The organism is Nocardia aobensis NBRC 100429, assembly GCF_000308375.1.
Taxonomy (GTDB): domain Bacteria; phylum Actinomycetota; class Actinomycetes; order Mycobacteriales; family Mycobacteriaceae; genus Nocardia; species Nocardia aobensis.
In genome coordinates, this window is the sequence record NZ_BAFQ01000040.1 from 1 (window position 1) to 25,614 (window position 25,614).

Sequence of the window (25,614 nt, forward strand, 5' to 3'; positions counted from 1 at the left end):
ATATCGAACCGATGGGCCCGGCCGATATCGCGCGCTGCGTCGAACTGGAACTGCTGCTCTTCCCCGAGGACGACCCCTGGCCGGACGTGGCCTTCCGCTCGGAGCTGGCCGGCTCGCACAATCGCTATCTGGTGGCGCGCGACGATGCCGGGCGCATGCTCGGGTACGCGGGCATCGCGCTGCTGGGCACAGCCGACCATCCCGAGGCCGAGATCCACACCATCGGTGTCGATCCGGACGTGCACCGTGGGGGAATCGGGACCGTGCTGTTGCGCGCGCTGCTGGCCGAGGCCGGACGGCGCGGTGGACCGGTCTTCCTCGAGGTGCGGACCGACAATGCGCCGGCCATCGCGCTCTACGAGAAGCATGGCTTCCACATCATCGGCCTGCGCAAGAGCTACTACCAGCCCAGCGGTGCCGACGCGTTCACCATGCGCCGCCCGGCCATGACCGGATTCCCGCACCCGGGCGCCGAGCGCGCCCACGACTCCGAGGTCCTGTCATGATCGTCCTGGGTGTCGAAAGTTCGTGTGACGAAACCGGTGTCGGCATCGTGCGCCGCCATCCGGACGGCACCTGCGAACTCCTCGCCGACGAGGTGGCGTCCAGCGTCGACCAGCACGCGCGGTTCGGTGGAGTGGTTCCCGAGATCGCCTCGCGCGCCCATCTCGAGGCCATCGTGCCCGCCATGCGGCGCGCCCTGTCGACGGCGGGGATCGCCAAGCCGGATGCGCTGGCCGTCACCATCGGACCGGGCCTCGCCGGTGCGCTGCTGGTGGGCGTGGCGGCCGCGAAAGCCTATGCGGCGGCCTGGGATATCCCGCTGTTCGCCTTGAACCATCTCGGCGGGCACGTCGCCGTCGACACCCTCGAACACGGTCCGATGCCGCCGTGTGTGGCTCTGCTGGTTTCCGGCGGGCACACCCATCTGCTGCACGTGACCGACCTGGCCGAGCCGATCGTCGAAATGGGCAGTACCGTCGACGATGCCGCCGGCGAGGCGTTCGACAAGGTGGCGCGACTGCTGGACCTCGGCTTCCCGGGCGGCCCGGCGCTGGATGCCGCTGCGGCTCACGGTGATCCGGCCGCGATCGCCTTCCCGCGCGGGATGACCGGGCCGCGTGATCCGCGGTACGACTTCTCCTTCTCCGGTCTCAAGACCGCCGTCGCCCGCTATGTCGAGGCGGCCCAGCGCAACGGGACCGAACTGCCGATCCCCGATATCGCGGCCTCGTTCCAGGAGGCCGTGGCCGATGTGCTGACCATGAAGGCCGTGCGCGCGGCGCAGGACGTCGGTGTGGACACGCTCGTGCTCGGTGGCGGCGCGACCGCCAACTCCCGCATCCGGTCGATGGCCGAAGAGCGATGCGCGGCCGCCGGTCTGACCCTGCGGGTGCCCAAGCCGCGCCTGTGTACCGACAACGGCGTCATGATCGCCACCCTGGGCGCCCACGTGATCGCGGGCGGCGCCGAACCGTCCCCGTTGACGGTCGCGACCGACCCGGGACTTTCGGTGTCCACCAGCCAGATTCGCTGACGCCGTCTCGGAGACGATTCCTTCGACTCAGTCCTCGGGCTGCACGGTCGTCGTGCCGGGCGCCGCCGGCCGTCCGGACGGAACGGGATCACCCGGCTCGGTGGGCTGGGCCGGGTCCGAATCCGCGGACCCGGAACTCGACCGCGGCAGCACCGGAACCCGGGTGTTGCCCGGCTTGGTCGGCGCGGCCCCCGGCGTCGGGGTGTTCGGTGTACTCGGGCCGGGCGTAACCGGTTGCGGCGTGGTGGTCCCCAGCAGCGGACCCAGCAGATGCGGCAGGTTGGGCGGCAGCGGAATCTGCGGCAGATTCGGATCCGGCCGCAGTACCGGCGCGCTGGTGGTCGGCGTGACCGGCGGGACCTGATCGGCATTGGTCGTCGGCAGCGAACTGCCCGGCGAGGTGCCGGGTGCCGAACTGCCCGGCTGGGTGCTGCTCGCCGGCGGATGTTCGGTCCGGCTCTGCCCGGTGCCGTCCGCCGGTGTGCCCGCGGGCGTCGGAGTCGGCGCGGGTGTGGTGGTCAGCTGGGTATCGGTCGTCCCCGCCGGGGTCACATCCTGATGGGCGGTCGGCACGAGTTCCTTGACGCCGTAGCCGACCACGAGACCGACCACCACGACCGCGCCGACGAGGGTGCCGATCACCTTGGTGAAGGTTCCGGCCGATCCGTCGCTCCCCAGCGCGATCGGGGAGAAGGTGGAGGGCTGGGCCGAATCGGCCACCAGCGCCGCCCCTTTCGCGGTCACCGCCTCCGGCTCCGGAACCGAGACCACGGGGATGTCGAGCAGTGCGTCGAGTCCCTCGACCAACGACGCGATATTGGCGCCGCCGCCGATGATCGCCACCGCCTCCGGGACTTTCGGCGCGCGTGCGAAGACCGCCCGGGCGTAGTCGGCCGCCTCGTGCAGCAGATCGGCGATCAGTTCGGCGAAATCGGCGCGGGTCAGCTTCAGCGGCTGCCCGGCGACGTGGTCGATGGTCACCGCCGGGGCGATGGACAGATGCTCCTTGGCCGCCCGGCTGCGATTGATCAGCATGTTCCGGTTCGGCCGGGTGCCGCGGCGGGCGAAATGGCAGTCCAGCAGATGGTGGTAGATCAGCTCGTCCACCGCGGAGCCACTGATCGCTTCGGTGCGCTCGGAACGCAGCACGGTGTCGTCGGCCAGATCGGCCACGGTGACCGTCGTACCGGAGGCGCCGAGGTCGATCACCGCCACCGTCTCGTAGCGGTCGAGCAGGCCGGTGTCGCGCAAATAGGTCAGTGCCGCAGTACTTTCGGGGATGAGCTGCACATCCCGGCGCTGCCGGCCGATCGCGGCGCGAATCGCCATCGCCTGCTCGCGATCGCGGTAGGCGACCGCGATGGCGCCGGCCGGGACGGGCTGGGTCTGCGGCGCCGAGGCGCCGGGCGAGTGCGTGCCGACGCGGTGCAGATAGTCGCGGGGCATCTGCGTGGTCATCAGTTCGATCGACGAGGCGACCAGATCACCCGGATCGGAATGTGCCACATCCGCCGACACGACGCGGTAATCGAAACTCTGGGCACCGTTGGGCGCGGTGGCGACGACGGCCGAGCAGACGACCTCGTTCCCGGCGGAGATACCGAGGGATGTTCGCATGTTCACCTCCCTTCTCGAGCTGGTCGAGCGGACGGCCATGGTGGTACCGACCATCTCGAACGGACATCAGGGGCATCCGCTGTGCGGCGAATACTCCGCGCGCGGATCGGGACGGGTCTTCCTCCGTCGGGGGGCGGTCCGGTGAGGCGCCATACCGTCAGGCTGTCGGTCCCATCAGGTGCGATCCGTTTTCAGGGTCGGGACCGGCCGTCGATCACGTGCGGTCTTGTTCTCGTCTCAGGTGTGCGCGAGGTCGTCGCGCGATGGGTGAAGCTGTTGTACTCGGCGGATCGCGTGACGGCTACGCCCGATGGGCACGCCGTAACGACACAGCTGTCGTACGACATGACCGATCACGGAACCGTCTTACATACTGTCACAATCCGTTATCCGAACGTTACAGATTTTTCGGATCAATTGCCACGCCCTCGGGTGTGTCGTGAAGTCAGCACTGCCCACCCTTGAGCGCTGGCACTCTCATGTATAGAGTGCTAGTCGGCACTGGTTGTGCTCAGGTGCCAGCTCGACTTTGGGCAAGGGTCCCGGCACCCGCGACGACGGGGCTGTGCGCAGGGTCGGCACGGCGGTAGTGGTAACGCTCCACGAACGCCGCATCAACACCGTGACCAAACCGTGAGTCCGGGGAACAGCCCCGGACGACCGAATCCCCTGAAAGTGGAGGGCTCAACGTGGCGAGCGTGAACATCAAGCCGCTCGAGGACAAGATCCTCGTCCAGGCCAACGAGGCCGAGACGACGACCGCCTCCGGCCTGGTCATCCCCGACACGGCGAAGGAGAAGCCCCAGGAGGGCACCGTCGTCGCCGTAGGACCCGGCCGGTGGGACGAGGACGGCGAGAAGCGCATTCCGCTGGACGTCAAGGAAGGCGACGTCGTCATCTACAGCAAGTACGGCGGCACCGAGATCAAGTACAACGGCGAGGAGTACCTGATCCTGTCGGCGCGCGACCTGCTGGCCGTCGTCGACAAGTGATGACCGACCGATGACCCTCGCGGCCGTCGCGATTCGGATCGCACCGTAACGATCACTGCCCCGGTGCCCCACGCGTGGGCCCCGGGGCAGTGATCGTTGTGACTCCTGCTTCCGGCCGCGGGTCGTCGCAGGCCCGTCCACCACTCCCACCCCAAGGACATCTCAACCATGGCAAAGCAGATCGAGTTCGACGAGAAGGCTCGTCGGGCAATGGAACGCGGCGTCGACAAGCTGGCCGACGCCGTCAAGGTCACCCTCGGCCCGCGTGGCCGGCACGTGGTGCTGGCCAAGGCGTTCGGCGGCCCCACCGTCACCAACGACGGCGTCACCATCGCGCGCGACATCGACCTCGAGGATCCCTTCGAGAACCTCGGCGCGCAGCTGGTCAAGAGCGTCGCCACCAAGACCAACGACGTCGCCGGCGACGGCACCACCACCGCCACCGTGCTGGCCCAGGCCCTCATCAAGGGCGGCCTCAAGAACCTCGCCGCCGGCGCCAACCCGATCGGCCTCGGCGCCGGTATGAGCAAGGCCGCCGACGTCGTGTCCGAGGCCCTGCTGGCCGCCGCCAAGCCGGTCTCCGGCGAGAAGGCCATCGCCCAGGTCGCCACCGTCTCCTCGCGCGACGAGGAAATCGGCGAGATGGTCGGCAAGGCGCTGACCACCGTCGGCAAGGACGGCGTGGTCACCGTCGAGGAGTCCTCCACGGTCAGCACCGACCTGGAGATCACCGAGGGCGTGCAGTTCGACAAGGGCTACCTGTCGGGCTACTTCGTCACCGATCCCGACAAGCAGGAAGCCGTCCTCGAGGACGTCCAGGTGCTGCTGCACCGGGAGAAGATCAGCTCGCTGCCCGACTTCCTGCCGTTGCTCGAGAAGATCGCCGAATCCGGCAAGCCGGTGCTGATCATCGCCGAGGACGTCGAGGGCGAGGCGCTGTCCACCCTGGTCGTCAACGCCATCCGCAAGACCCTCAAGGTCGTCGCGGTCAAGGCGCCGTTCTTCGGTGACCGCCGCAAGGCGTTCCTCGACGACCTGGCCGTCGTCACCGGTGGCACCGTGATCAACCCCGACCTGGGCATCAGCCTGCGCGAGGCCGGTCTGGACCTGCTCGGCCACGCCCGCCGCGTGGTCGTCACCAAGGACGAGACCACCATCGTCGACGGCGCCGGCACCCAGGAGGCCATCGATGCCCGCGTCGCGCAGCTGCGCGGCGAGATCGAGGCCACCGACTCCGACTGGGACCGCGAGAAGCTGGAGGAGCGGCTGGCCAAGCTGTCCGGCGGCGTCGCGGTCATCAAGGTCGGCGCGGCCACCGAAACCGCGCTCAAGGAGCGCAAGTACCGGGTCGAGGACGCGGTCAGCGCGGCCAAGGCCGCGGTCGAGGAGGGCATCGTCTCCGGTGGTGGAACCGCACTGGTGCAGGCGGCCACCAAGCTGGTCGAACTGCGCGACTCGCTGACCGGTGACCAGGCCATCGGCGTCGAGGTCGTGCGGCAGGCGCTGCGGGCGCCGCTGTACTGGATCGCCACCAACGCCGGTATCGACGGTGCGGTCGTGGTCAGCAAGGTCAGCGAGGGCAAGGACGGCTTCAACGCCGCCACCCTGACCTACGGCGACCTGATCACCGACGGCGTCGTCGACCCGGTCAAGGTCACCCGCTCCGCGGTCCTCAACGCCACCTCCGTGGCGCGGATGGTGCTCACCACCGAGAGCGCCGTGGTCGACAAGCCGGCCGAGGAAGAGGCGGGCGACCACCACGGTCACGCGCACTGAATTTTCGGCCTCGGTATTTTCGGCCTCCACTTCGCTCCGGCGGGGTTGCGGCCCCCTAGGGCTCGTCGATCGGCACCCGTTGCTTGCTCCTTCGTCGCGTACGCAACGGGCACCGATCGACGAGCCGGGCCGCAACCCGTGGGGGTTGGGTCGGGCCGACAATTTTCGGTGACGGCAGCTTGTGTAACGCCAACGGCCCGTTCACGTTCGAAACGTGAACGGGCCGTTGGCGTTTTGTGGTGAGACCGCGAGGGATCCTCGCTGGAGCCGTGGCGGCTGCGCCGGGGGCTCAGTTGAGGGAGGTGGGGCCGGGTTCCTCACCGTTGCGGTGAGCCGGTGGGCGAATGTGTCGTGCGGCGGGGGCGTGATCGTCGGCGATCGCGGCCAGGAGCCGCGTGCGGAGGGTGGCGGGTGGCTGGACGGCCGACGCCGAGGCGAACAGGGTAAGAGCTTCTCTGGTCAGTTGCACTTCCGTGTCGAAGTCCGCGCGCAGTACCGGATCGCCGGAGTCGAACAGCTCCTGCACCGCGCGCTGGTCCTCGTCGCCGATCGATCCGAGCGCGACCGTATGCGCGAGATCGATCTGGCTCTCGTTCATCTCACGTCACTCCCAAACTCTTTTTCAGTCGTGTCAATCCGTCCCGAATCCGGGACTTGACGGTCGGTAACCCTACTCCGAGGTAAGTAGCCACCTCGGCATATGTCCGGCCGCCGAAATACGCCAGCGAAATGGCCTCGCGCTGGGTTTCGGTGAGGGTGGCGAGGCTCTCGCGTACGGCCTGTTGTTCGAGTCGGCGGCCGACTTCCTCGGTGACCTCGTCGAATTCGTTGCCGAGAGTCGCGGCGCCGTAGGTGACCTCGCGCTGGGCGTGCGCCTGTTCGGCACGGACACGGTCGACGGCGCGCCGATGCGCGAGCGTCATCAGCCAGGTCACCGCCGAACCCTTGGCCGGGTCGAAATTGGCTGCGGTGCGCCAGATCTGGAGGTAGACCTCCTGGGTCGTCTCCTCCGCGTAACCGGAATCGTGGAGGACACGCAGCACCAATCCGAATACCCGGGCGCTCGTGCGGTCGTACAGCTCGGCGAATGCTTGCCGATCGGCCCGGCCGCAGCGCTCCAGAAGTGCCGCCAGCTCGATACTTTCGCTTGCGCGTGCCGTGATCGCAGAGTCCACACTCGGTGTGGCCACCCGACCGTCCCCGATGGATCCTTGGAACGAGTCGCCCTCTGCGGCCGGCGGCCGCGTTGTCACAACGCTCCATTCTGTGTCATCGGCCACTACCGTAGCGCGCCGCTATGACCTCCTTCCGGGTGGGGTGCGTCGGGCAACGCACCTGTGGCCCAGCGGATTTCGCGCATAAAACGACACGCCGAGGAGTGTATGGAGACACGCCGTGACACGCCGACGACTTTCACGAAACGCTGAGGCTTGGGTGCGGCTATTGGTCTACATGCGGCAGGCGAATCGGCGGTGGCCGAGAACCTGCGCCTGTACCGTTGTCGCCGGCCACGTTCAGTGGCCGGGTGTTTGCTAGGTATTCGGCGCCCCAGCTGGTTCGGATCGGTCCGGTGCGACCGAATTTCGCGTGCGCCGGTCAGACGGCCATCCGGCGGCGATTGCGCCGGGCGTGGAGCTCGCGTTCGGTCTCCGACATGCCGCCCCAGATGCCGTACGGCTCGCTGACCTTCAGGGCATGGCTGCGGCACTGCATGAGCACCGGGCAGGTCCGGCAGATCTCCTTGGCGCGCAACTCCCGCTGGGTGCGCGCGCGTCCGCGCTCGCCGTCGGGATGGAAGAAGACGGAGGAGTCCACACCGCGGCAGGAGCCGCGCATCTGCCAATCCCAGATGTCGGCGTTGGGACCGGGGAGGTGGGTGGGCATGGGCATGGTGAACTCCTCATGGTGCGAGCTCGTCGGCGTTGTCGAGCGGTGCTTGGCAGCAGCGGTCTGTCCGGACCCTGGGGCGGGGGCGACAGTGACCTCGCCGAGATCGGGCTCGGACCGTATCGCCGATCTCCGGCGATCGCAGTACGCGGTCGCCGCAATTTCGCGCGGCGCCGACGACGGCGATGAAGTACGTTAGGTCGCACAGTGAAATCACGTCAATAGATACGTCGATAGTGATCGCAATTCCGGCAGATCTCAGATTTAACCTGTGCGCTGTTTACTTTCCGGACCGGGAAAGCGATACTGACCGGTTGACTTGTTTCGCGGGTATTGCGGCGTGTCTGTAGATTCTCACATTTTCCCAGCTCACGCAGTGCTTAGCGGAAGAAATGACCTGTTGTGCTTGCCAACGCTGGGGAGTGTGATATGTGATGTGGCACACTGGTCCCCGTGGCGCGGAAGAAGTCCGGATGGCCGAGTCGGGGCGGGCAGGTTAATAATCCGAAAAGCATGCGAATTTCGCTTCGGTGCGCCGGCGGTTAGCTCGTTGCAGATTTACCTGATGGAAACACGATGCCGCCGGTTTTTCGCTGAAAAATAGCCCGTGCGCGGTTCTGGGTACCGCACTCCTCCGGATAAGGTGCGCTGGTGTTGGATTTGTCCCCGCGAGTCGGCGGGTTGCTGGACTCCGGCAGCGCGCCCGTACTGGCCGACGCGGCGTTCGGCGGCCGCCCCGGGATCGCGCAAGCGGATCTTCCCGCCGCCACCGACCCCGCCGGAACCTGGCTGCGGGCGGTCGTCCTCGGTGGTCAAGGGCGATATGCGGCGGCACGCACCGAATTGCTGCGGGCCGCACGGCTGACCCGGGATCCGGTACTCGGCTCGCTCGTGGCCTCCACCGAGGCGTCGCTGCTGCGCCAGCTCGGCTGGCATGCGCGCGCGGCGATTCTGGACGGGCGTGCGGCGGCGCTGGTCGTGAACCTGCCGGTGGGGAGGGCGGCCGATCCGATGCGCGCCGCGGCGGTCTGCGACGCGCTCACCGGATTGGCCGCGGACGCGCTCGGGACCGGGCAGCCGCGGGTGTCCGCACGATTGCTGCGGCGCTGTCGTGACGAAGTCGATCGCGCGCCCGCGGATCTGCGAACCCTGGTGCGCTGGCATTGGGTCAGCGCCGAAACCGCCCTTGCCGCACCCGGTATGGGACTGGTTGCCGAGCCTGCCCTGGCTCATGCCGAGGCGGCGGTGGCCGCGGCCGAGCGGATGGGATCGGTTCGGCATCAAGTGAAGTCGCGGCTGCTGGTGGCCGCCGCGGCGGCGGGTGACGGTGACATCGATCGCAGCCGCGCCATGGCCGAGCTGGTCGATTCCGACTGCGCCGCACACGGATTGCTGCCGCTGCGCTGGGCTGCCGCGATGTTGCGAGCGGGGGTGTGCGAGCCGGCCGCGGCCCGCCGCGCGGCCGCGGAATCGGGTGCGTACGCGCAGATCCTGGCTGGTCGGGGCGGTCGGCTGCGGCTCGGTCCGGAAATCGGGTGAGCAGTGATCCCCCATGTTGTCCGACTCACATAGTTGAGCCGCTATTGTTGGTTCCGTTCCACCGACCGGTGGAAGCACCGGTCGAAATCCGGCCGTGCCACTTGTAACGCCAGGAATATCTCTGACGATGACGCACTCGGGCGAGGAGTTGGACGCCGCCGTAGCTGCTGCAGCTCAGGGCGACCGTTCCGCTTTAGCCCAGGTACTGGAAATCATCCGCCCGCTGGTAGTTCGCTATTGCCGCGCGCGGATCGGTTCCGCGGAGCGTGGGCAGCTCTCCGCGGACGACGTGGCGCAGGAGGTCTGCTTGGCTGTGATGACCGCCCTGCCGCGTTACCAGGACCAGGGGCGGCCGTTCATGGCTTTCGTGTACGGAATCGCCTCGCACAAGGTCGCCGACGCTCATCGCAACGCCGCCCGTAACAAGGCGGACGCGATGGCCGAAGTACCAGATGTCATATCCACCGACCAGGGGCCGGAGCAGCGCGCTCTCGAATCCGAAACGAGCCGGCAGATGAACAGTCTGCTGGCCACGCTACCGGAGAAGCATCGAGAGATCCTGATCCTGCGTTTGGTCATGGGTTTGTCAGCAGAAGAAACTGCTGTCGCCGTGGGCAGTACGGCGGGAGCTATACGAGTGGCTCAGCATCGGGCGCTCGCGAAACTGAAGTCACAAGTGGCGAGGGCAGGTGAAATGTATGGCTAGGGATGGCGAGCGCGGTCGGGGCGACTGGAAGGCGCGGCTTGGATCGCCGAACAGCGGTCCCTATGCCGAGGCATCCGGGGAGTCCGGTGATTCCGGGCCGGTGGATATCGCGGCGGTACGCCGCGACGATGCGCTGATCGACGCCATCGCCGGCGACGGTCCCGTCGCGACCGACAGTGCCGAGGAGTATCAACTCGCGAGCCTGCTCGCGAATTGGCGGGCCGATATCGTCGAGACTCCGATGCCGGCCGGTCCCGATCTGGACGCCGTGGTAGCGGCCGTCAACCAGGAGATCGGAGCGCGGGAGGCGAGGGTCAACGCCCATCGCCGTGGCAGATTGCGACTGGTACGTCCGTTGATGGGCGCCGCGGCCGCGGTCGCGGTGATCGCGGGCGGGACGACGGCGTTCTCCTACGGCGCGCAGCCGGGTGATCCGTTGTGGCGGGTGAAGGAGGTCGTGTTCAGCCAGCAGGCGCAGACCACGATCGCCCAGCGCGCCGACGACGATATGACCAAGGCGCAGACGCTGATCGACCAGGGACACCCGGAACAGGCCAAGGCACTGCTGGAGAGCGCTTCCACCAACACGACCCAGGTCGACGACAATTCGCGCAAGCAGGATCTGCAGCTGCGCTGGCAGCATCTGCTGGATCAGCTGAAGACCACCGCCCCCGGGGTGGCCGCCGCGCTGGAGTCGCTGGAGCCGAAGGCCAATACGACGCCGACCACTCCGACCGTGGTCGCGCCGACGACGCCGGGACAGGCCACCAACCCGAGCCAGCACGAGAGCAGCGGTTCCAAGCAGAGCACTCCGGGTCCGGAGATCATGCGCAGCCAGACCGCGCCTGAAACCGGGGCGAACGGTTCGGTACCGGGCACACCGGGCACCGAGCCGGGAAGTGGTTCCAAGCCGCCGACGCAACAGCAGCAGCAACCGCCGACGACTGCCGAGCCGCCGACGCACGAACAGCCGCCGACACAGCAGCAGCCGCCGACCAACGAGCAGCCGCCGACACAGCAGCAGCAGCCGACGAATCAGCCCACCGCCAATTCGCCGACCACCATCGGCGGAGGGGCGGTGGTCCCGCCGACGCAGCCGCAGCAGACCGTCGCCCCGGTCCGCCCGTCGGTGCCCTCGGCGCCGACCGTGGTGGTGCCGCCGGCCGGTGGGGGATTGCACACCGGCATCGGCTAGAGCGACATATCCGGTCGGAACGACGTGTCCGGCCGGACGACATATCCGATACGAGAACCGATCGCCGATTCCGGCGGTCGGATTCGTGTTTTCGGGGGGTAGATGTGCGCGCCGAAATACTCGGCAGAAGTGTGGAAAGTCACACGCCGGACGTGCGCGCGGCTACGCCGACGCGAGCACTGCGCGGCTGTTGCGGAACGGGTCAGGCGTCGAAGCCGTCGAATCCGTCGCCGTGCAGGGCTTCGTTCATCGAGGCATCCGCGTATCCGCGGCAGTAGTCCCACGTCACGTAGGCCTCCGGCGTCGGATCGTAGGCGGGCTCGTGCGGGCGGACCGTGCCGTCGACCAGCAGTTGCAGCAGGTTGGCGCGCAGCATGTCCCAATCGTGGTAGTGGTCCTGCCGGCAATCCTCACAGCTCACCACGAGACCGCGGATGCCCCGATGGGACAGCAGCGCCTCGTACACCGCGAGATCGGCGAGATCCTCTTCGACCGCTAGGCGCTCATGGGGGTCCAACGGCTCCCCAGGCTCAATGGCATCGAGCGCGGCCGACGGGTCGGAGGGATCTCCGGCGAAGGGGTCCGGCGGCAGGCCAGGTGGTAGATGGTCACGCACAATCCCACGGTACGCAGAACCACCCCCTCCGCGCCAGCGCTGAAGGCATTTTGACGCGCTTGTTGCGCGGCTGTCACCCTCGTCCACCACTGTGTCCACCCTGGTCCACCACTGTGTCGGAGGCGACGAGGTCGCCCCCGCAGGCGGCCGATACCATGGATACACAGGCGCCGGGTAGCACGCTTCGGCTCCACCATCCATCAGCTGTTCTCGATCGGTACCGAGGTCCCCGGAAGACGGGGCCGCAGTACCGTATCGGTGCTTTCGAGGTCCAGGAGGGGTCGATCAGATGAGTAGTCCCGTGATGGGCGAACGAGCCGTCCGCCCGCATACGGGTGGTGACGATCCGAACAAGATCGCCATGCTCGGCCTCACGTTCGACGACGTGCTGTTGCTGCCGGCCGCTTCCGATCTGATCCCCAGCTCGGTCGAGACCTCCAGCCGGCTGACCCGCGAGATCACGCTGCGCACCCCGCTGGTGAGTTCGGCGATGGACACCGTCACCGAGGCGCGGATGGCGATCGCCATGGCCCGCGCCGGCGGTATGGGCGTGTTGCACCGCAATCTGTCGGCCGCCGATCAGGCCGCCCAGGTGGAGACGGTGAAGCGGTCCGAGGCCGGAATGGTCACCGATCCGGTCACCTGCCGCCCGTCCGACACCCTCGCCGAGGTCGACGCGATGTGCGCGCGGTTCCGGATCTCGGGTCTGCCCGTGGTGGACGAGACCGGTGCGCTGGTCGGCATCATCACCAACCGCGACATGCGTTTCGAGGTCGATCAGAACCGCCGGGTCGCCGATGTGATGACCAAGGCGCCGCTGATCACCGCCCAGGAGGGTGTCACCGCCGAGGCCGCCCTCGGCCTGCTGCGCCGGCACAAGATCGAGAAGCTCCCGATCGTCGACGGCAACGGCCGGCTGCGCGGGCTGATCACCGTCAAGGACTTCGTCAAGACCGACCAGTACCCGAACGCCACCAAGGACCGCGACGGCCGGCTGCTGGTCGGCGCGGCGGTGGGTGTCGGTGAGGACTCCTGGTCGCGCGCGATGAGCCTGGCCGACGCCGGGGTCGACGTGCTGATCGTCGATACCGCGCACGGCCATCAGGCCCAGGTGCTGCAGATGGTCGCCAAGGTCAAGAACGAGGTCGGCGACCGGATCCAGGTCGTCGGCGGCAATGTCGCCACCCGCGAGGGTGCGGCGGCGCTGGTCGAGGCCGGCGCCGACGCGGTCAAGGTGGGTGTCGGACCCGGTTCGATCTGCACCACCCGCGTGGTCGCCGGCGTCGGCGCCCCGCAGATCACCGCGATTCTCGAGGCCGTGGCCGCGTGCCGCGCCGCCGACGTGCCGGTGATCGCCGACGGCGGCATCCAGTTCTCCGGCGATGTCGCCAAGGCCATCGCCGCCGGTGCGTCGACGGTCATGCTCGGTTCGCTGCTCGCCGGTACCGCCGAATCCCCCGGCGAACTGATCCTGGTGGGCGGCAAGCAGTTCAAGAGCTATCGCGGCATGGGTTCGCTGGGCGCCATGCAGGGCCGCGGACAGGGCAAGTCCTACTCCAAGGACCGCTACTTCCAGGACGACGTGCTGGCCGAGGACAAGCTGGTGCCCGAGGGCATCGAGGGGCGGGTGCCCTTCCGCGGTCCGGTGAACCAGGTCATCCATCAACTGGTGGGCGGTCTGCGCGCGGCCATGGGCTACACCGGTTCGCAGTCGATCTCCGACCTGCAGCAGGCGCAGTTCGTGCAGATCACCGCGGCGGGCCTCAAGGAGAGCCACCCGCACGACATCACCATGACGGTCGAGGCCCCGAACTACACCGGCCGCGGCAAGTAGGAGCCGGAGCGGAGGGGCGAAGCCCCTGCCACGTCAGCTCGGTACGCCGTCGCCGCGGCGGCTTTCCGAACATCGGGAGGCCCCGCGGATCGGGTCCCCATGCCTGCCGTCCGACACGGACCGCCCCCGGCGTATGGCGTACGCCGGGAACTGGGAGGATGGACGCGCGTCGGCGTGAGATCGCCGCGATGTCGTGACGTCGGCGCGCGCAAGTTCGTCGCACACACGGGCGTGGCAGCACACACTAAGGAGAGACATCAGTGCGGGACATGGTCGAGATCGGGATGGGTCGGACCGCCCGGCGTACCTATGAGCTGGACGATGTCGACATCGTCCCCTCGCGGCGCACCCGGTCGTCGAAGCAGGTGTCGCTGGCATGGCAGCTGGATGCCTACCGGTTCGACATCCCCGTGGTCGCGCATCCGACCGATGCGCTGGTGTCGCCGGAATTCGCGATCGAACTGGGCCGCCTCGGCGGACTGGGCGTCATCAACGGCGAGGGACTCTGGGCGCGGCACGCCGATGTGAGCGCGCGCATCGAGCAACTGGTCGAGGTGGCCGAGCACAAGGGTCCCGAGGCCGCGGTCGAACTGCTGCAGGAACTGCACGCCGCGCCGATGCAGCCCGATCTGCTGGCCGCCGCGGTCGCGCAGGTGCGCGCCGCCGGGGTGACGGTCGCGGTGCGGGTGAGCCCGCAGAACGCGCGCGCCCTGACCCCGAGTCTGGTGCAGGCCGGCATCGACCTGCTGGTGGTCCACGGCACCATCATTTCCGCCGAACACGTGGGCGGCGCGAGCGCGGTGCCGGCGGAGGACGCCGGCTCGTCGGTGGAACCGCTGAATCTCAAGACCTTCATCGCCGAACTGGATGTGCCGGTGGTGGCCGGTGGCGTCAGCGACCACCGCACCGCCCTGCATCTGATGCGCACCGGCGCCGCGGGCGTGATCGTCGGTTACGGGTCGATGCCCGGCGCCACCACCACCGGTGAGGTGCTCGGTATCGGTGTCCCGATGGCGACCGCGATCGCCGATGCCGCCGCCGCTCGCCGCGACTACCTCGACGAGACCGGCGGTCGCTACGTCCACGTGATCGCCGATGGTGACATCGTCTCCTCCGGCCAGCTGGCCAAGGCCATCGCCTGCGGTGCGGATGCGGCGATGCTGGGTGTACCGCTGGCGCTGGCGCAGGACGCGCCCGGCCGCGGCTGGTACTGGCCCTCGGCGGCCGCGCATCCGTCGGTGCCGCGCGGCGCGCTGCTGCAGTTCGCCGAGCCGGACGAGCAGCCCACCCTGGAGAAGGTGCTGTACGGTCCGTCCAGCGATCCGTGGGGGTCGGTGAATCTCGTTGGCGGCCTGCGTCGTTCGATGGCCAAGGCCGGATACTGCGATCTGAAGGAATTCCAGCGGGTCGGCCTCAGCGTGCGGGCCTGAGATCTCGCGCCGTGACCCGGATCAGTTGAGCCGGGTCAGCACATCCCCGCGCAGGAAGTCGCGAATCGCGGCGTTGACCTGCGCGGGGTGGGTCATGTTGACCGCCTGACGGGCATCCTCGATTTCGCAGAACCGCGATCCGGCCAGTCGGCGCGCCATTTCCAGCGCGTGCGCGCGCGGGATGCCGGCTCGCGTGGGATGGATGACCAGTGCGGGACAGGTGATTTCGGACAGCCGGTGCAGGATCGAGTCGCGGGCCAGCAGGCATCCGGCCGCGGCCTCGAGTTCGTGCGGGTCGCGCGCCAGCCATCGCTTGGTCCACACCGACCGGTACCAGGCGTCGTCTCCGATCAGCCAGTGCGCCATGTGCTCCGCGAGGACATGCCGGATATTCGGCTCCTTCCAGCGGTCCAGGAAGCGGCGTGAGGTCGCGAGTTCCTGCGGGGTGGGGCTGTGCGCCTCGGTGGAGATCAGGATCAGCGCGGCCACCCGTTCGGGAGCGAGCAGCGCGGTGCGCATGGCGCTGAACCCGCCCTGTGAGGTGCCGCCGACCACCGCGCGTTCGACGCCGAGCTGATCCAGCACGGTCAGGGCGTCGCGGGCCGCCGTCCAATAGGTGAAGGGCAGCCCCTCGTCGCGGGTGCGTCCGTGTCCGCGCGCATCCCAGGTGACGATGCGGAACTCCGGTGACAGCGCCGCCGCCTGCGAGGCGAACATCGTTCGGTCCATGAAGAATTCGTGCCCGAGTAGCACCACGGGACCACGACCGCCGGAATCCTCGTAATGGATTTCGGCATCGATCGCACGGGCGAATGGCACGAGCACGAGGATAGCGGTCGCCGAGTACTGCTGCTCCGCCTTCGCGATCGTCGCGGAGGCCGGCGAGCATGGATATGCGTTGGCGGATAGGCCGTTTCGGACACCGGTCGGCACCGGTCGATACGACCGGCGTCGGATCGGCGGAGTGGGGGCGGTCACGGCCGCGACCGGCAGGCTCGCCCGCCCTCGAGGTGCGCCGATGCGCTCACTAAACTGTGCGGGTGGCAGAAACCCAGCGACCAGTTCTCGTCGTCGACTTCGGGGCGCAGTACGCGCAGTTGATCGCGCGGCGCGTGCGCGAATCCAGTGTCTACTCGGAAGTGGTACCGCATACCGCGACCGTGGAGGAGATCGCCGATCGGCAGCCGCTGGCGGTGATCCTGTCCGGCGGCCCGTCCAGCGTGTACGCCGAGGGCGCGCCGCAGCTCGATCCGCGGCTGTTCGACCTCGACATCCCGGTTTTCGGCATCTGCTACGGATTCCAGGCGATGGCGCAGGCGCTCGGCGGCACGGTCGCGCACACCGGCACCCGCGAGTACGGCCGCACCGAACTGAACATCGACGGCGGCGTCCTGCACGGCGGACTGCCGACGGTGCAACCGGTGTGGATGAGCCACGGCGACGCGGTCACCGATGCCCCGGCCGGTTTCGAGGTCACGGGGACGACGGCCGGTGCGCCGGTCGCCGCCTTCGAAGATCGCGCCCGGCGGCTGGCCGGTGTGCAGTACCACCCCGAGGTGATGCATTCGCCGCACGGCCAGCAGGTGCTGAGCCGGTTCCTGCACGAAATCGCCGGTATCCCCGCGGCCTGGACGCCGGCCAATATCGCCGACGCGCTGGTCGAGCAGGTGCGTGAGCAGATCGGCGACGGGCACGCGATCTGCGGGCTGTCCGGCGGAGTGGATTCCGCGGTGGCGGCCGCGCTGGTCCAGCGGGCTATCGGCGACCGGCTGACCTGTGTATTCGTCGACCACGGCCTGCTGCGGGCCGGTGAGCGCGAGCAGGTGCAGCGTGACTTCGTCGCCGCGACCGGGGCCAAACTGGTGACCGTCGACGCGGTGGAGAAGTTCCTCGGTGAGCTGAAGGGGGTCACCGATCCGGAGGAGAAGCGCAAGATCATCGGCCGCGAGTTCATCCGCTCCTTCGAGGACGCGGTCGCCGAGGTCGTGAAGTCCACCGGCGAGGAGGACGGTCACGGACCCGCGGTCGAATATCTGGTGCAGGGCACCCTGTATCCGGATGTGGTGGAGTCCGGCGGCGGTTCCGGCACCGCCAACATCAAGAGCCACCATAATGTCGGCGGCCTGCCCGAGGATCTGGAATTCGAGCTGGTCGAACCGCTGCGACTGCTGTTCAAGGACGAGGTTCGCGCGGTCGGCCGCGAGGTCGGGCTGCCCGAGGACATCGTTGCGCGCCAGCCCTTCCCGGGGCCGGGCCTGGCGATCCGGATCATCGGGGAGGTCACCCCGGACCGGCTGGAAACTCTGCGGCAGGCCGACGCGATCGCGCGTGAGGAGCTGACCGCCGCCGGCCTGGACGCGCAGATCTGGCAGTGCCCGGTGGTCCTGCTGGCCGATGTGCGCAGCGTCGGCGTGCAGGGCGACGGGCGCACCTACGGCCATCCGATCGTGCTGCGGCCGGTGTCGAGTGAGGACGCCATGACCGCGGACTGGACCCGCCTGCCCTACGAGGTGCTCGAACGCATCTCCACCCGCATCACCAACGAGGTGGCCGAGGTCAACCGCGTGGTGCTCGATGTGACGAGCAAGCCGCCGGGCACCATCGAATGGGAGTGAGCGGCTGTCTCGACCGATAGCGGAGAAGGGGCCTTCCAGCGTCGGCTGGAAGGCCCCTTCTTTCTGTCGGGCGCCCTCTTCCGGACGCTATTTCTTCCTTCGCGGTGAAATCACCAGGGCGATGCCCACGACCACCGCGACGCCCACCACGATCCAGCCCACCGGCACCGCACTGTGGAAGGGCCAGGAGGTGGGGCCGATGAAGGCCCAGACGCTGACCAGCAGGGCGAGTATTCCGGCCGGCAGCAGCGAGAACGACGGTCCGCGCCGAGTGTCGGTCCGAGTGTCGGCCGTTTCGTTGTCAGCCACGTTTCACCTCCGCGTTTCCGGCGTGGACATCGATGTCGAGAGTGAGAATCGGCCCGTCGGCCGGTCCGGTGGGCCCCTGCGGACAGGACACATCGCCCATGCTGGCGTTGCAGGTGGCGTGCAGGCGCATCGATTCCGGCACCAGCACCCGGAAATCGCCCATCTGCACATTCACGTGGACCGTGCGATTCTCGGTCAGGGGCAGTTGGCGCAGGTCGAGCGTGCCCGAGCCCATGGTGATCTTGTATTCCGGCGCCAGATCGGCGGCCGTGGCCGGGGTCCAGACGTGGTCGCCCATGGCCCCGCGATCGAATTCGACCGGGCCGACCATCGAGGCGAGGATGACGAAGCCGGCCAGCGGCGCGAGCACCACCATCAAGCCGTAACCGCGGCGCAGGAAGGCTCCGACGATCAGGCCGAGGCCGACCACCGCCAGGGCGATCGCGCCGATTCGCGCGGGGGTCATCCAGTCCGCTCCGGCGGCGGCCACCGCGCCCGCGGCCGCTGCCGCCAGGACGGCCAGGCCGATCACCACCGGGGTGAGCCGGGACCGCGGCCGCGGTGCCGGGACGACGGCCACCGGGCGTTCCTGCGTGGGGGCGGGCAGATCCCAGGCCATCGGCGCCACGCCGAGCGGATCCCAGCCTGCCGGGGTGGGGCCGATATGCGCCGGGTCCGGGATCGGGCGGGTGCCGCTCGGGCGCGGGCCGGGGGGAGGTGTCGGGGTGGGACGGGCACTTCCGCCGGGGCCCGAGGAATCATCCGGGCCGGACTCGTCCTCGGCCGTGTGCTCGGCCGAGACTGCCGCCGCTTCGGATTCGACGGGGAGCGGCCGGGTCATCGCGACCGTGGGGCGATCGTCGGGCGGCATCTCGTCGGTGGTCATCTCGTCGGAGGGCGAGTCCGATTCGGCGGCAACGGGTCCGGAGGTACCGGGTTCCTCTGCCGTCGGAACGCCTTCGGTCGCCATGCTTTCGGTCACTTCGTCGGCTGAGCTCGCAGTGTCGGGCGAGTCGGCTCGTGCTTCGTCCGGAGGACTCTCCGGCGTCACCGTGACCGGATCGACCCGCAGTGGGGTCGTGGCGGCTGCGCCGATCGGTTCGGTTGCCGTCGAGACGTCGCCGTTCGCGGGTTGTGTGGGCGTGGCCGGAACCTGGCTGCCCGCAACACGGTTCGGATCCGGTTCGTAGTGGTCGGGCAGTTTGGTGAACGGTCCGTACTGACTCCCGCTCCACGGCGACCCACCCGGGAAGCTCGCCCCCGGATATCCCGTCGCCGCGATACCGCCCTCGGCCGCCAGCGGATACGAGCCGTCGAACGGTGGTTCCGGCTGCCGCATGTAGAGCAACCACCAACCGGCCACCATCAGGGCGAAACTGATCACCCCCGAGCCGCCGAGTCCGACTCCCACCGGACCCATGGTGGTGACCGCGATCGCCAGGGCGACGATCAGGACGATGGTCTTGGTGGACGATTGCGAACTCCGTCCGCGACTGATCAGCCCCTCCGCGGGTGATACCGCATCACCCGCCGGGGGCAGCAGCAACCATGCCGCCAGATACAACACGATGCCCGCACCGCCGAAGATCGTCGACACCACGAACGCGACCCGGATCAGGACCGGGTCCACGCCGTAGCGACGGCCGAATCCGGACGCCACGCCGGCGACCGGACTCTGTCCCGGCAGCCGTGTCGGACGCGTCCGCCACAGGTGCTGGAGCTGTTCGCTGAATCCCGTCCGGCTCGTGCCGCCGGTCCCGCCGCTCGCTGTGGTCATAGCTCAATGGTGGCCGTGAGCAGTATCGAATGGCATCGGGGTTCACCCTGAAACCGAACCTGAACTACATCTGGATGGGATCACCCAGGATCATGCCGGTCCCGCTGTCGCCGGGAGTGTCGGCATTGATCGAGGTGTAGGGCTGGACGGTGAGCGGCCCGGCGCAGTTGTCGACCTCGATGCGGAAATCGCGGCTGTAGAGGGTGCCGGTCGTATCGGACTTCAGATCCTTGTCGGCGACCTTCACATCGGTCACCTTCCCGGGTTTCAGGGTGGTGTCGACGGTCGCCGAACCCGAGATCGTCCCGTCGACCACATCCCAGTACAGGCCGGGACTGACCTGACTCGGGGCGATGTACAGATTGCCCGAGAGTTCGGAGAATCCGGACAGTCCGGCCTGGATCGCCACCGAGGCGTCCATTTCGGCGGCGCACGCCACCAGATATCCGGCGTGGAGTTTGCCGGTCGCCGGTGCCGCGACCCGCCCGTAGAAGGTGCCGTCGACCAGCACCTCACGGTTGGTGGGCATTCCGTTCAGCGGCGGGATCGAATGGGCCTGCTGATCGGAACTGCCCACCGTGTAGGTGAATTCCGGCACCGAGTACGTGCGCTCGTGCGCGGCGGACGCGCCCGTCGCCGACGTGGCGGCGACGGTGCATCCCCCGATCGTTGTCACCGCGACCATTACCCACTTGCGCACATGTACTCCCCGGATCGGCAGCCTCGACGCGAGCATGCGCGATCCGCCCGCGGACCGCGGTCCGCCGCGATATTTCACCAAGATCGTCGCGAGTCGAGCTCCAGTGTCACTGGCAAGGTGCTGGGAGTCTCCTGTGTCCCCTGCGTGGCAGGGACCGGCCGCGGTAGGGGCGGCACGGTCCCGGATACGGCACTCAGAGCCACTCAGAGCACGGTCGGATCCGCGAAGACGGCGCCGTTCCCGTCGACCTTTGCCGCGGAGACCTCGATCCTGCCGTAGGCGCGGATGGTCAGCGGACCGCCGCATCCCTGCACCATGAGATGGAAGTCCCGGCTGACGAGAGAGTCGGTCTCCCCGGCGCCGAGGCCGAGGCGTCGGCGCTGAAACCGAGGTCGATATCGACCGCGCACGCGACGAAACAGCCCGCCTTCAACGTTCCGGTGCCGCTCGGTATCCGCGCGTAGGACGTGTTGTCCAGGAACACCTCTCGATTGGTGGGCATGCCGTTCAGCGCGGTCACCGGATGGGCCGCGTAATCGAGATGGCCCACGGTGAAGCTGTACCCGTTCGGTGCCAGATACGTGTTCTCGTGACCGCCCGGCCCCGCGGCCGAGGCGGCGGTGGCCGGCAGCAGCGCCAGCGCGAGAGCCGTGGTGGCGGCGTAGACAGATGCGATGGACATGCGAATTCCTCCCCGTACACGCCGGGCGAACCGGCGAGATCAGCCGTCCGCGGCGAAACGACTACCGGGACGTGAGCCGCCCGCCGTCAGCGGGCGACGCGATCGACGGTAGGAATCGAGAGCTCGCCGGCACCCGGGCGAATTCCGGTCGATACGCCATATCCGCAGGTGATCGAGGCTGTTGCGAAATTCCGGTCCGGCATCGGCACCGCGGGCGGCGTCCGCCGGGCCGGTGCCGTTCGTCGCTCGGCGGTGTCCGGACCGGACGTGCTCGGCCTACGGCGCTACCAGCCCCGTTCGATAGGCGATGACGACCAATTGCGCGCGGTCTCGGGCGCCGAGTTTGACCATCGCCCGGCTGACGTGGGTGCGGGCGGTGGCGGGACTGAGGAACAGTTCGGCGCCGATTTCGGTATTGCTCATGCCCTGGCCGACCAGAGCCAGCACCTCCCGCTCCCGTTCGGTCAGCACCGCGAGCCGCTGTTCGGCGGCCCGGTCAGCGGTGTGCCGGGCCGTGAACTGGGCGATGAGCCGGCGCGTGATACGGGGCGCGAGCAGGGCCTCACCGGCGGCGACCACGCGGATACCGTGCAGCAATTCGGCCGGACCGGCATCTTTGAGCAGGAAGCCGGCGGCGCCGGCCTGCAATCCCTCGAAGACGTAGGCATCGGTGTCGTAGGTGGTCAGAATGAGAATCCGCACATCCCGCAGCTCCGGCGTGGCAACGATGTCGCGGGTGGCCTGGATGCCGTCCATCGTCGGCATCCGGATATCCATCAGGACGACGTCCGGGCGTAGCGCACGGGCTTTGCGCACGGCTTCGGCCCCGGTCGCGGCCTCCCCGACGACCGTGACGTCGTCCTCGATATCGAGCAGGAGCCGAAATCCCGACCGCACCAACTGCTCGTCGTCGACGAGCAGAACCCGGATCGGGGTGCCGCCGTCGGGAGAGTCCGCCGCAGTGCTCACAGGTTCACCGTTTCCGTCGTCGTCAAGGGAAGCCGGGCCGTGACCGCGAATCCGCCGTGCGGGAGCGGGCCCGCGTCGAGGTCACCGCCCAGGAGCCGGCATCGCTCGCGCATGCCGAGGATGCCGCGCCCGTCGCTGCCCGCTCGAGCGGTGGCGAGGGGGCTCGCCTGCGGCCGCCGCCCCTCGTCGATGACCCGGACCTCGACCGCGTCGGCATCGTAGGTCACCTCGACCGACACTCGCGTCGAGCCGGCATGACGGATCACATTGGTGATCGACTCCTGCAGTATCCGATACACCGCGGTGCCGACCGCGCCGGGTATCTCGGGAGGCGATGCAGGCGTGTCGAATTCGACCTCGATCCCGGCGTCGCGGGCGTCGGCGGCCAGTTCGCGGATCTGCGCGAGGCCCGGATGCGGGGCACGCTCGTCGGTGTCGTCGCGAAGAACTCCGAGAATCGCCCGCATCTCCGTCAACGCCCGAGAGCTGGTCCGCTCGATGATCTTCAGGGTCTCGCGTGCTTGTTCGGGCCGTTTGTCGAGCACATGCGCGGTGACGCCGGACTGGACGTTGATGACGGCGATCGCATGAGCGACCGTATCGTGCACTTCGCGGGCGATGCGGAGACGTTCCGCGTCGACCCGGGCGCGGGCCTCCTCCTCGCGCGTTCGTTCCGCCAACTCCGCCCTCTCCAGCGCCTGTGCCGCAACGACTTTCCGTGAGCGGACACTTTCGCCGAGCGCCGCGCTCATCACCGCGGCGCCTATCCGGAAATAGACCCAGCCGATCGCGGCCGGTGGTTCGACGTCCGTTGCGGCGGGGAGCCAGATCGCGGTCAGTGCCGCGATACCCACTCCGGCCACCACCAGCGAGCGCCGCCCGTCGCCATGGGCGGTGAGGGTGTAGAGCGCGACGAACAGGGCCAGCCACCCGGGCCCGTCCGGAAAGTCGAGCGTGTAGTAAACCGCGCTGGTGAGCGCGGTGACGGCGAAGACCGCGACCGGCCGTTGCCGCCGCACGACCAGGACGGCGCCCGCGGCGATCAAGAGGAGGTAGCCGAGATATCCGAAATCCGACAGCGGGCGCAGCACCGACTCCGGCCGGCCGCTGTTGCGGACGACGGTGCCCTGGACCTGCATCACGGTGATGAATACCGCCAGCAGCAGATCCTGAGACCACACGGGCAGGCGGAGCGGTGTGACGCGGTCCGGCATGTGGCGATCATAGGAGTCCGCACCGGCCCGGCACATCGTGCCGATCGCGCGACGCCGACGTCGCGGTGCGCGGTCGGACGTCGCTCGCCTACGCCGAACCGCGTAGGCGTCATCGCCTCCGGGCCGATGCCGTCGACCGGGTCGCGGCGCGACGATCGTCACGGCCGCAGCCGATTCCGAGTCCGTGGGATCCGCGCGGCCGCCACTCCTCGCTCGACCGGAAGGATCCGCGATGCCCACGCTCGATATGTTCGCCGCGCTCTCTGCTACTCACCTCTCCGTTACCGCCGCCGGGTACGAAGTCGGCGTCGGCCGGACCGTCCCCAGCATCGCGGCCGTCCTGGGCTTGATCAGTGTGGTCGCCGGGGGACTGGCGATCTCGTCCGGATCCCGGCGGGCCGGCACCGGCCGGTTCCGGGCCCTCACCGCGCTGGTGCTGGGAGCGGTCGGCGTGATCGTCGGCGGCATCCACGGTGCCGAGGCCGCCGGCGGTCTCGGCACCGGCAACGGGCTCGCCGGCGCGATCGCCGCGGTGGTGCTCGGACTGTGCGGCGTGATTCTGGGCGGCCTCGCGCTGGTGCGGGCTCGCCGCTTCGGATGACACGGCGGTTCCGGCGCCACGGCGCCGCCGGACCCCGAGATCGGGAATCCGGGTATTTCCCGATGGTCGGTTGTCGGGGTGACGTGCCAGGATCGAAGGCATGTACCCGTCCATGCCCGCATTCGACGCGCGCTCGGGGTTCGACGGTCGCGTGGGGTTCGAACCTCGCGCCGGTGTGGACGGTCTCGGGCCGGACGGCCGGGGCGCCGATCCGGTCCTCGAGCAGCCGCGGTTGCTGCGGCGATCCGGTGGACGGGTCGTCGGCGGCGTCGCGGGCGGTATCGCCGACCATCTCGGTGTCGACGTCTTCAAGGTGCGGATGGCGTTCGTCCTGCTGTCGGCCTTGATGGGGGCGGGGATCGTGGCCTACGGGCTGCTGTGGATCTTCACCTCCTCCGGTGCGGACGGCCCGCCGCCCACGGCGTCCGAGCGGCGGCAAGCCGTCGGGCTGGTGCTGCTCGGGCTGGCGCTGTCGGTCTCGATGGCGTGGTTGTTCAACGGGACCGCGGCGCGGGTGGTGGCGCCGATCATCGTGGTCGCCGTAGGCGCGGCGCTGGTGTGGCGCGAATTCGATGCCGAGGGGCCGCGTTCCATTCTGGGTCTGCCCGCCCGGCCGACCGTGCTCACCTGGACGCGCATCCTGGCCGGGGCGACGCTCATCGTGGTCGGGCTGGGCGTGGTGGTGCTGGCCCGCATCAACCTGAGTTCGCTGGGTTCGGCGCTGATCGCGGTCGCGGTCACCCTGATCGGCGTCGGTCTCCTGACGGTGCCGCTGTGGTTGCGCATGATGCGCGCCCTCAATGCCGAACGCTCGGCCCGCATCCGCAACGAGGAACGCGAGGAGATCGCCTCCCATCTGCACGATTCGGTACTGCAGACCCTGGCGCTGATCCAGCGGCAGGCCGACGACCCGCAGGAGGTCGCCCGGCTGGCCCGCAGCCAGGAGCGGGAACTGCGGAAGTGGTTGTTCGAGGATTCCATGCCCGCGCAGTCGAGCCTGGCCGCCGCGCTGCGCACGATCGCCGGTGAGGTGGAGGACCAGCACGGCGTCCAGGTCACTCCGGTGACCGTCGGCGACGTCTCGATGGATGTCGGCGACACCGGATTCGGCCTGCCGAAGGAACATTTCACCGCCCTGCTCGGCGCCACTCGCGAGGCGCTGGTCAACGCCGCCAAACATGCCGGTGTGCCGACGATCGATGTCTTCGCCGAGGTGGAACCGCATCAGGTCAGCATCTTCGTGCGCGATCGCGGCACCGGTTTCGATCCGGCCGCCGTTCCGGCGGACCGGCAGGGCCTGGCGAAATCCATTCACGCCCGGATCGAACGCCGCGGCGGCACCGTCGAGGTGCAGACCGCACCCGGCCGCGGCACCGAGGTGCGAATCATGATGCCCCGCAAGGATTCCGAAGGTCAGGGCGAAACCGGCGGGTTCGACGGCGCCGAGACCGAGATGCCCGCCTCCGGCGAAACGGACGGCGCCGGCGATGCGCAGGACCGGCCGCAGCAGGCCGAGACACAGCAGGCCGGGCCGCATCAGGCCGAGACCGGGGGATCGCGAGGGGAGACCGCGGAGACCGGCCCCCGCCGGTCGCACTAGCGGACGCACCCGCGGAGT

Annotated in this window: 25 protein-coding genes; 12 read left to right on the forward strand and 13 right to left on the reverse strand. The window is 68.8% G+C overall.

Translation table 11 applies throughout. The features are described from left to right. The first annotated feature begins 2 nt into the window (after positions 1–2). Both rimI and tsaD read left to right on the forward strand, forming a co-directional pair. Positions 3–506 carry a ribosomal protein S18-alanine N-acetyltransferase gene (gene rimI / locus RJ03_RS04665; protein ID WP_245552182.1) on the forward strand — a complete coding sequence of 168 codons (504 nt, stop codon included), beginning with the start codon at positions 3–5 and terminating at the stop codon, positions 504–506. Next, complete coding sequence (gene tsaD, locus RJ03_RS04670; RefSeq protein WP_036498304.1) at positions 503–1,537, forward strand: tRNA (adenosine(37)-N6)-threonylcarbamoyltransferase complex transferase subunit TsaD; 1,035 nt, start codon at positions 503–505, stop codon at positions 1,535–1,537. Before rimI ends, tsaD begins: the two co-directional genes overlap by 4 nt. A gap of 27 nt (positions 1,538–1,564) precedes the next feature. Here the strand turns inward: tsaD and RJ03_RS04675 are convergent, their stop codons facing one another. Continuing rightward, positions 1,565–3,154 (reverse strand): DUF7159 family protein, encoded by a 1,590-nt coding sequence (locus RJ03_RS04675; protein WP_063820337.1) that lies wholly within the window; start codon positions 3,152–3,154, stop codon positions 1,565–1,567. Between the two features lie 689 nt (positions 3,155–3,843). Between RJ03_RS04675 and groES the strand changes: the two genes are divergently transcribed. Next, positions 3,844–4,146, forward strand: a complete 303-nt coding sequence (gene groES / locus RJ03_RS04680; protein WP_030513506.1) for a co-chaperone GroES — start codon at positions 3,844–3,846, stop codon at positions 4,144–4,146. 168 nt (positions 4,147–4,314) lie between these two features. Beyond that, a complete protein-coding gene (gene groL, locus RJ03_RS04685) occupies positions 4,315–5,922 on the forward strand; it encodes a chaperonin GroEL (protein ID WP_036498305.1) in 1,608 nt (535 codons plus the stop codon). A gap of 289 nt (positions 5,923–6,211) precedes the next feature. Here the strand turns inward: groL and RJ03_RS04690 are convergent, their stop codons facing one another. The 3 genes from RJ03_RS04690 to RJ03_RS04700 form a co-directional block, all read right to left on the reverse strand. Then, a complete protein-coding gene (locus RJ03_RS04690; protein ID WP_232329263.1) occupies positions 6,212–6,520 on the reverse strand; it encodes an RskA family anti-sigma factor in 309 nt (102 codons plus the stop codon). Position 6,521: 1 nt separating this feature from the next. After that, positions 6,522–7,097, reverse strand: a complete 576-nt coding sequence (locus RJ03_RS04695; RefSeq protein WP_036498306.1) for a sigma-70 family RNA polymerase sigma factor — start codon at positions 7,095–7,097, stop codon at positions 6,522–6,524. 421 nt (positions 7,098–7,518) lie between these two features. After that, positions 7,519–7,812 (reverse strand): WhiB family transcriptional regulator, encoded by a 294-nt coding sequence (locus RJ03_RS04700; protein ID WP_030513510.1) that lies wholly within the window; start codon positions 7,810–7,812, stop codon positions 7,519–7,521. A 648-nt stretch (positions 7,813–8,460) separates the two neighbouring features. On the opposite strand from RJ03_RS04700, the gene RJ03_RS04705 reads away from it, so the two are divergent. The 3 genes from RJ03_RS04705 to RJ03_RS04715 all read left to right on the forward strand — a co-directional run bounded on the left by RJ03_RS04705 (position 8,461) and on the right by RJ03_RS04715 (position 11,249). After that, positions 8,461–9,348 (forward strand): hypothetical protein, encoded by an 888-nt coding sequence (locus RJ03_RS04705; protein ID WP_174372256.1) that lies wholly within the window; start codon positions 8,461–8,463, stop codon positions 9,346–9,348. 127 nt (positions 9,349–9,475) lie between these two features. After that, positions 9,476–10,054: a sigma-70 family RNA polymerase sigma factor gene (locus tag RJ03_RS04710; RefSeq protein WP_030513512.1), complete on the forward strand. Its 579-nt coding sequence runs from the start codon at positions 9,476–9,478 to the stop codon at positions 10,052–10,054. Continuing rightward, on the forward strand, positions 10,047–11,249 hold the full coding sequence (locus RJ03_RS04715) for an anti-sigma-D factor RsdA (protein WP_083870596.1): 1,203 nt from the start codon (positions 10,047–10,049) through the stop codon (positions 11,247–11,249). Before RJ03_RS04710 ends, RJ03_RS04715 begins: the two co-directional genes overlap by 8 nt. 202 nt (positions 11,250–11,451) lie before the next feature. On the opposite strand, the gene RJ03_RS04720 is transcribed toward RJ03_RS04715, so the two are convergent. Further along, positions 11,452–11,865, reverse strand: coding sequence for a DUF5319 domain-containing protein (locus RJ03_RS04720; RefSeq protein WP_025347353.1), 414 nt, complete (start codon positions 11,863–11,865; stop codon positions 11,452–11,454). 289 nt (positions 11,866–12,154) lie between these two features. Between RJ03_RS04720 and guaB the strand changes: the two genes are divergently transcribed. Together guaB and RJ03_RS04730 are read left to right on the forward strand one after the other, a co-directional pair. Then, entirely contained in the window at positions 12,155–13,699 is a 1,545-nt protein-coding gene (gene guaB, locus RJ03_RS04725) for an IMP dehydrogenase (RefSeq protein WP_232329264.1), read from the forward strand. Positions 13,700–13,959: 260 nt separating this feature from the next. Continuing rightward, entirely contained in the window at positions 13,960–15,129 is a 1,170-nt protein-coding gene (locus RJ03_RS04730) for a GuaB3 family IMP dehydrogenase-related protein (RefSeq protein ID WP_036498307.1), read from the forward strand. A 21-nt stretch (positions 15,130–15,150) separates the two neighbouring features. On the opposite strand, the gene RJ03_RS04735 is transcribed toward RJ03_RS04730, so the two are convergent. Further along, a complete protein-coding gene (locus tag RJ03_RS04735; RefSeq protein ID WP_036498322.1) occupies positions 15,151–15,948 on the reverse strand; it encodes an alpha/beta fold hydrolase in 798 nt (265 codons plus the stop codon). A 215-nt stretch (positions 15,949–16,163) separates the two neighbouring features. On the opposite strand from RJ03_RS04735, the gene guaA reads away from it, so the two are divergent. Then, entirely contained in the window at positions 16,164–17,744 is a 1,581-nt protein-coding gene (gene guaA, locus RJ03_RS04740; RefSeq protein WP_371507150.1) for a glutamine-hydrolyzing GMP synthase, read from the forward strand. Between the two features lie 87 nt (positions 17,745–17,831). On the opposite strand, the gene RJ03_RS04745 is transcribed toward guaA, so the two are convergent. The 7 genes from RJ03_RS04745 to RJ03_RS04770 form a co-directional block, all read right to left on the reverse strand. Next, the gene (locus RJ03_RS04745) at positions 17,832–18,053 is read right to left on the reverse strand and encodes a hypothetical protein (RefSeq protein ID WP_036498309.1); all 222 of its coding nucleotides are present in this window, start codon (positions 18,051–18,053) and stop codon (positions 17,832–17,834) included. Beyond that, the gene (locus RJ03_RS04750; protein WP_036498310.1) at positions 18,046–19,830 is read right to left on the reverse strand and encodes a PspC domain-containing protein; all 1,785 of its coding nucleotides are present in this window, start codon (positions 19,828–19,830) and stop codon (positions 18,046–18,048) included. Before RJ03_RS04750 ends, RJ03_RS04745 begins: the two co-directional genes overlap by 8 nt. 64 nt (positions 19,831–19,894) lie before the next feature. Next, on the reverse strand, positions 19,895–20,530 hold the full coding sequence (locus tag RJ03_RS04755) for an MspA family porin (RefSeq protein ID WP_157163334.1): 636 nt from the start codon (positions 20,528–20,530) through the stop codon (positions 19,895–19,897). 203 nt (positions 20,531–20,733) lie between these two features. Next, positions 20,734–20,847, reverse strand: coding sequence for a hypothetical protein (locus RJ03_RS38995; RefSeq protein ID WP_157163335.1), 114 nt, complete (start codon positions 20,845–20,847; stop codon positions 20,734–20,736). Beyond that, positions 20,820–21,212, reverse strand: coding sequence for an MspA family porin (locus RJ03_RS04760; protein ID WP_036498312.1), 393 nt, complete (start codon positions 21,210–21,212; stop codon positions 20,820–20,822). Before RJ03_RS04760 ends, RJ03_RS38995 begins: the two co-directional genes overlap by 28 nt. A gap of 276 nt (positions 21,213–21,488) precedes the next feature. Then, the gene (locus RJ03_RS04765; protein WP_036498313.1) at positions 21,489–22,181 is read right to left on the reverse strand and encodes a response regulator; all 693 of its coding nucleotides are present in this window, start codon (positions 22,179–22,181) and stop codon (positions 21,489–21,491) included. Next, positions 22,178–23,395: a sensor histidine kinase gene (locus tag RJ03_RS04770; protein WP_036498323.1), complete on the reverse strand. Its 1,218-nt coding sequence runs from the start codon at positions 23,393–23,395 to the stop codon at positions 22,178–22,180. The genes RJ03_RS04765 and RJ03_RS04770 overlap by 4 nt, the downstream gene beginning before the upstream one ends. 232 nt (positions 23,396–23,627) lie before the next feature. Here RJ03_RS04770 and RJ03_RS04775 point away from each other — a divergent pair, with 232 nt between their 5' ends. After that, complete coding sequence (locus RJ03_RS04775; RefSeq protein WP_036498314.1) at positions 23,628–23,996, forward strand: DUF6223 family protein; 369 nt, start codon at positions 23,628–23,630, stop codon at positions 23,994–23,996. A 100-nt stretch (positions 23,997–24,096) separates the two neighbouring features. Beyond that, complete coding sequence (locus RJ03_RS04780; RefSeq protein ID WP_157163336.1) at positions 24,097–25,596, forward strand: ATP-binding protein; 1,500 nt, start codon at positions 24,097–24,099, stop codon at positions 25,594–25,596. The last annotated feature ends 18 nt before the right edge of the window (positions 25,597–25,614 follow it).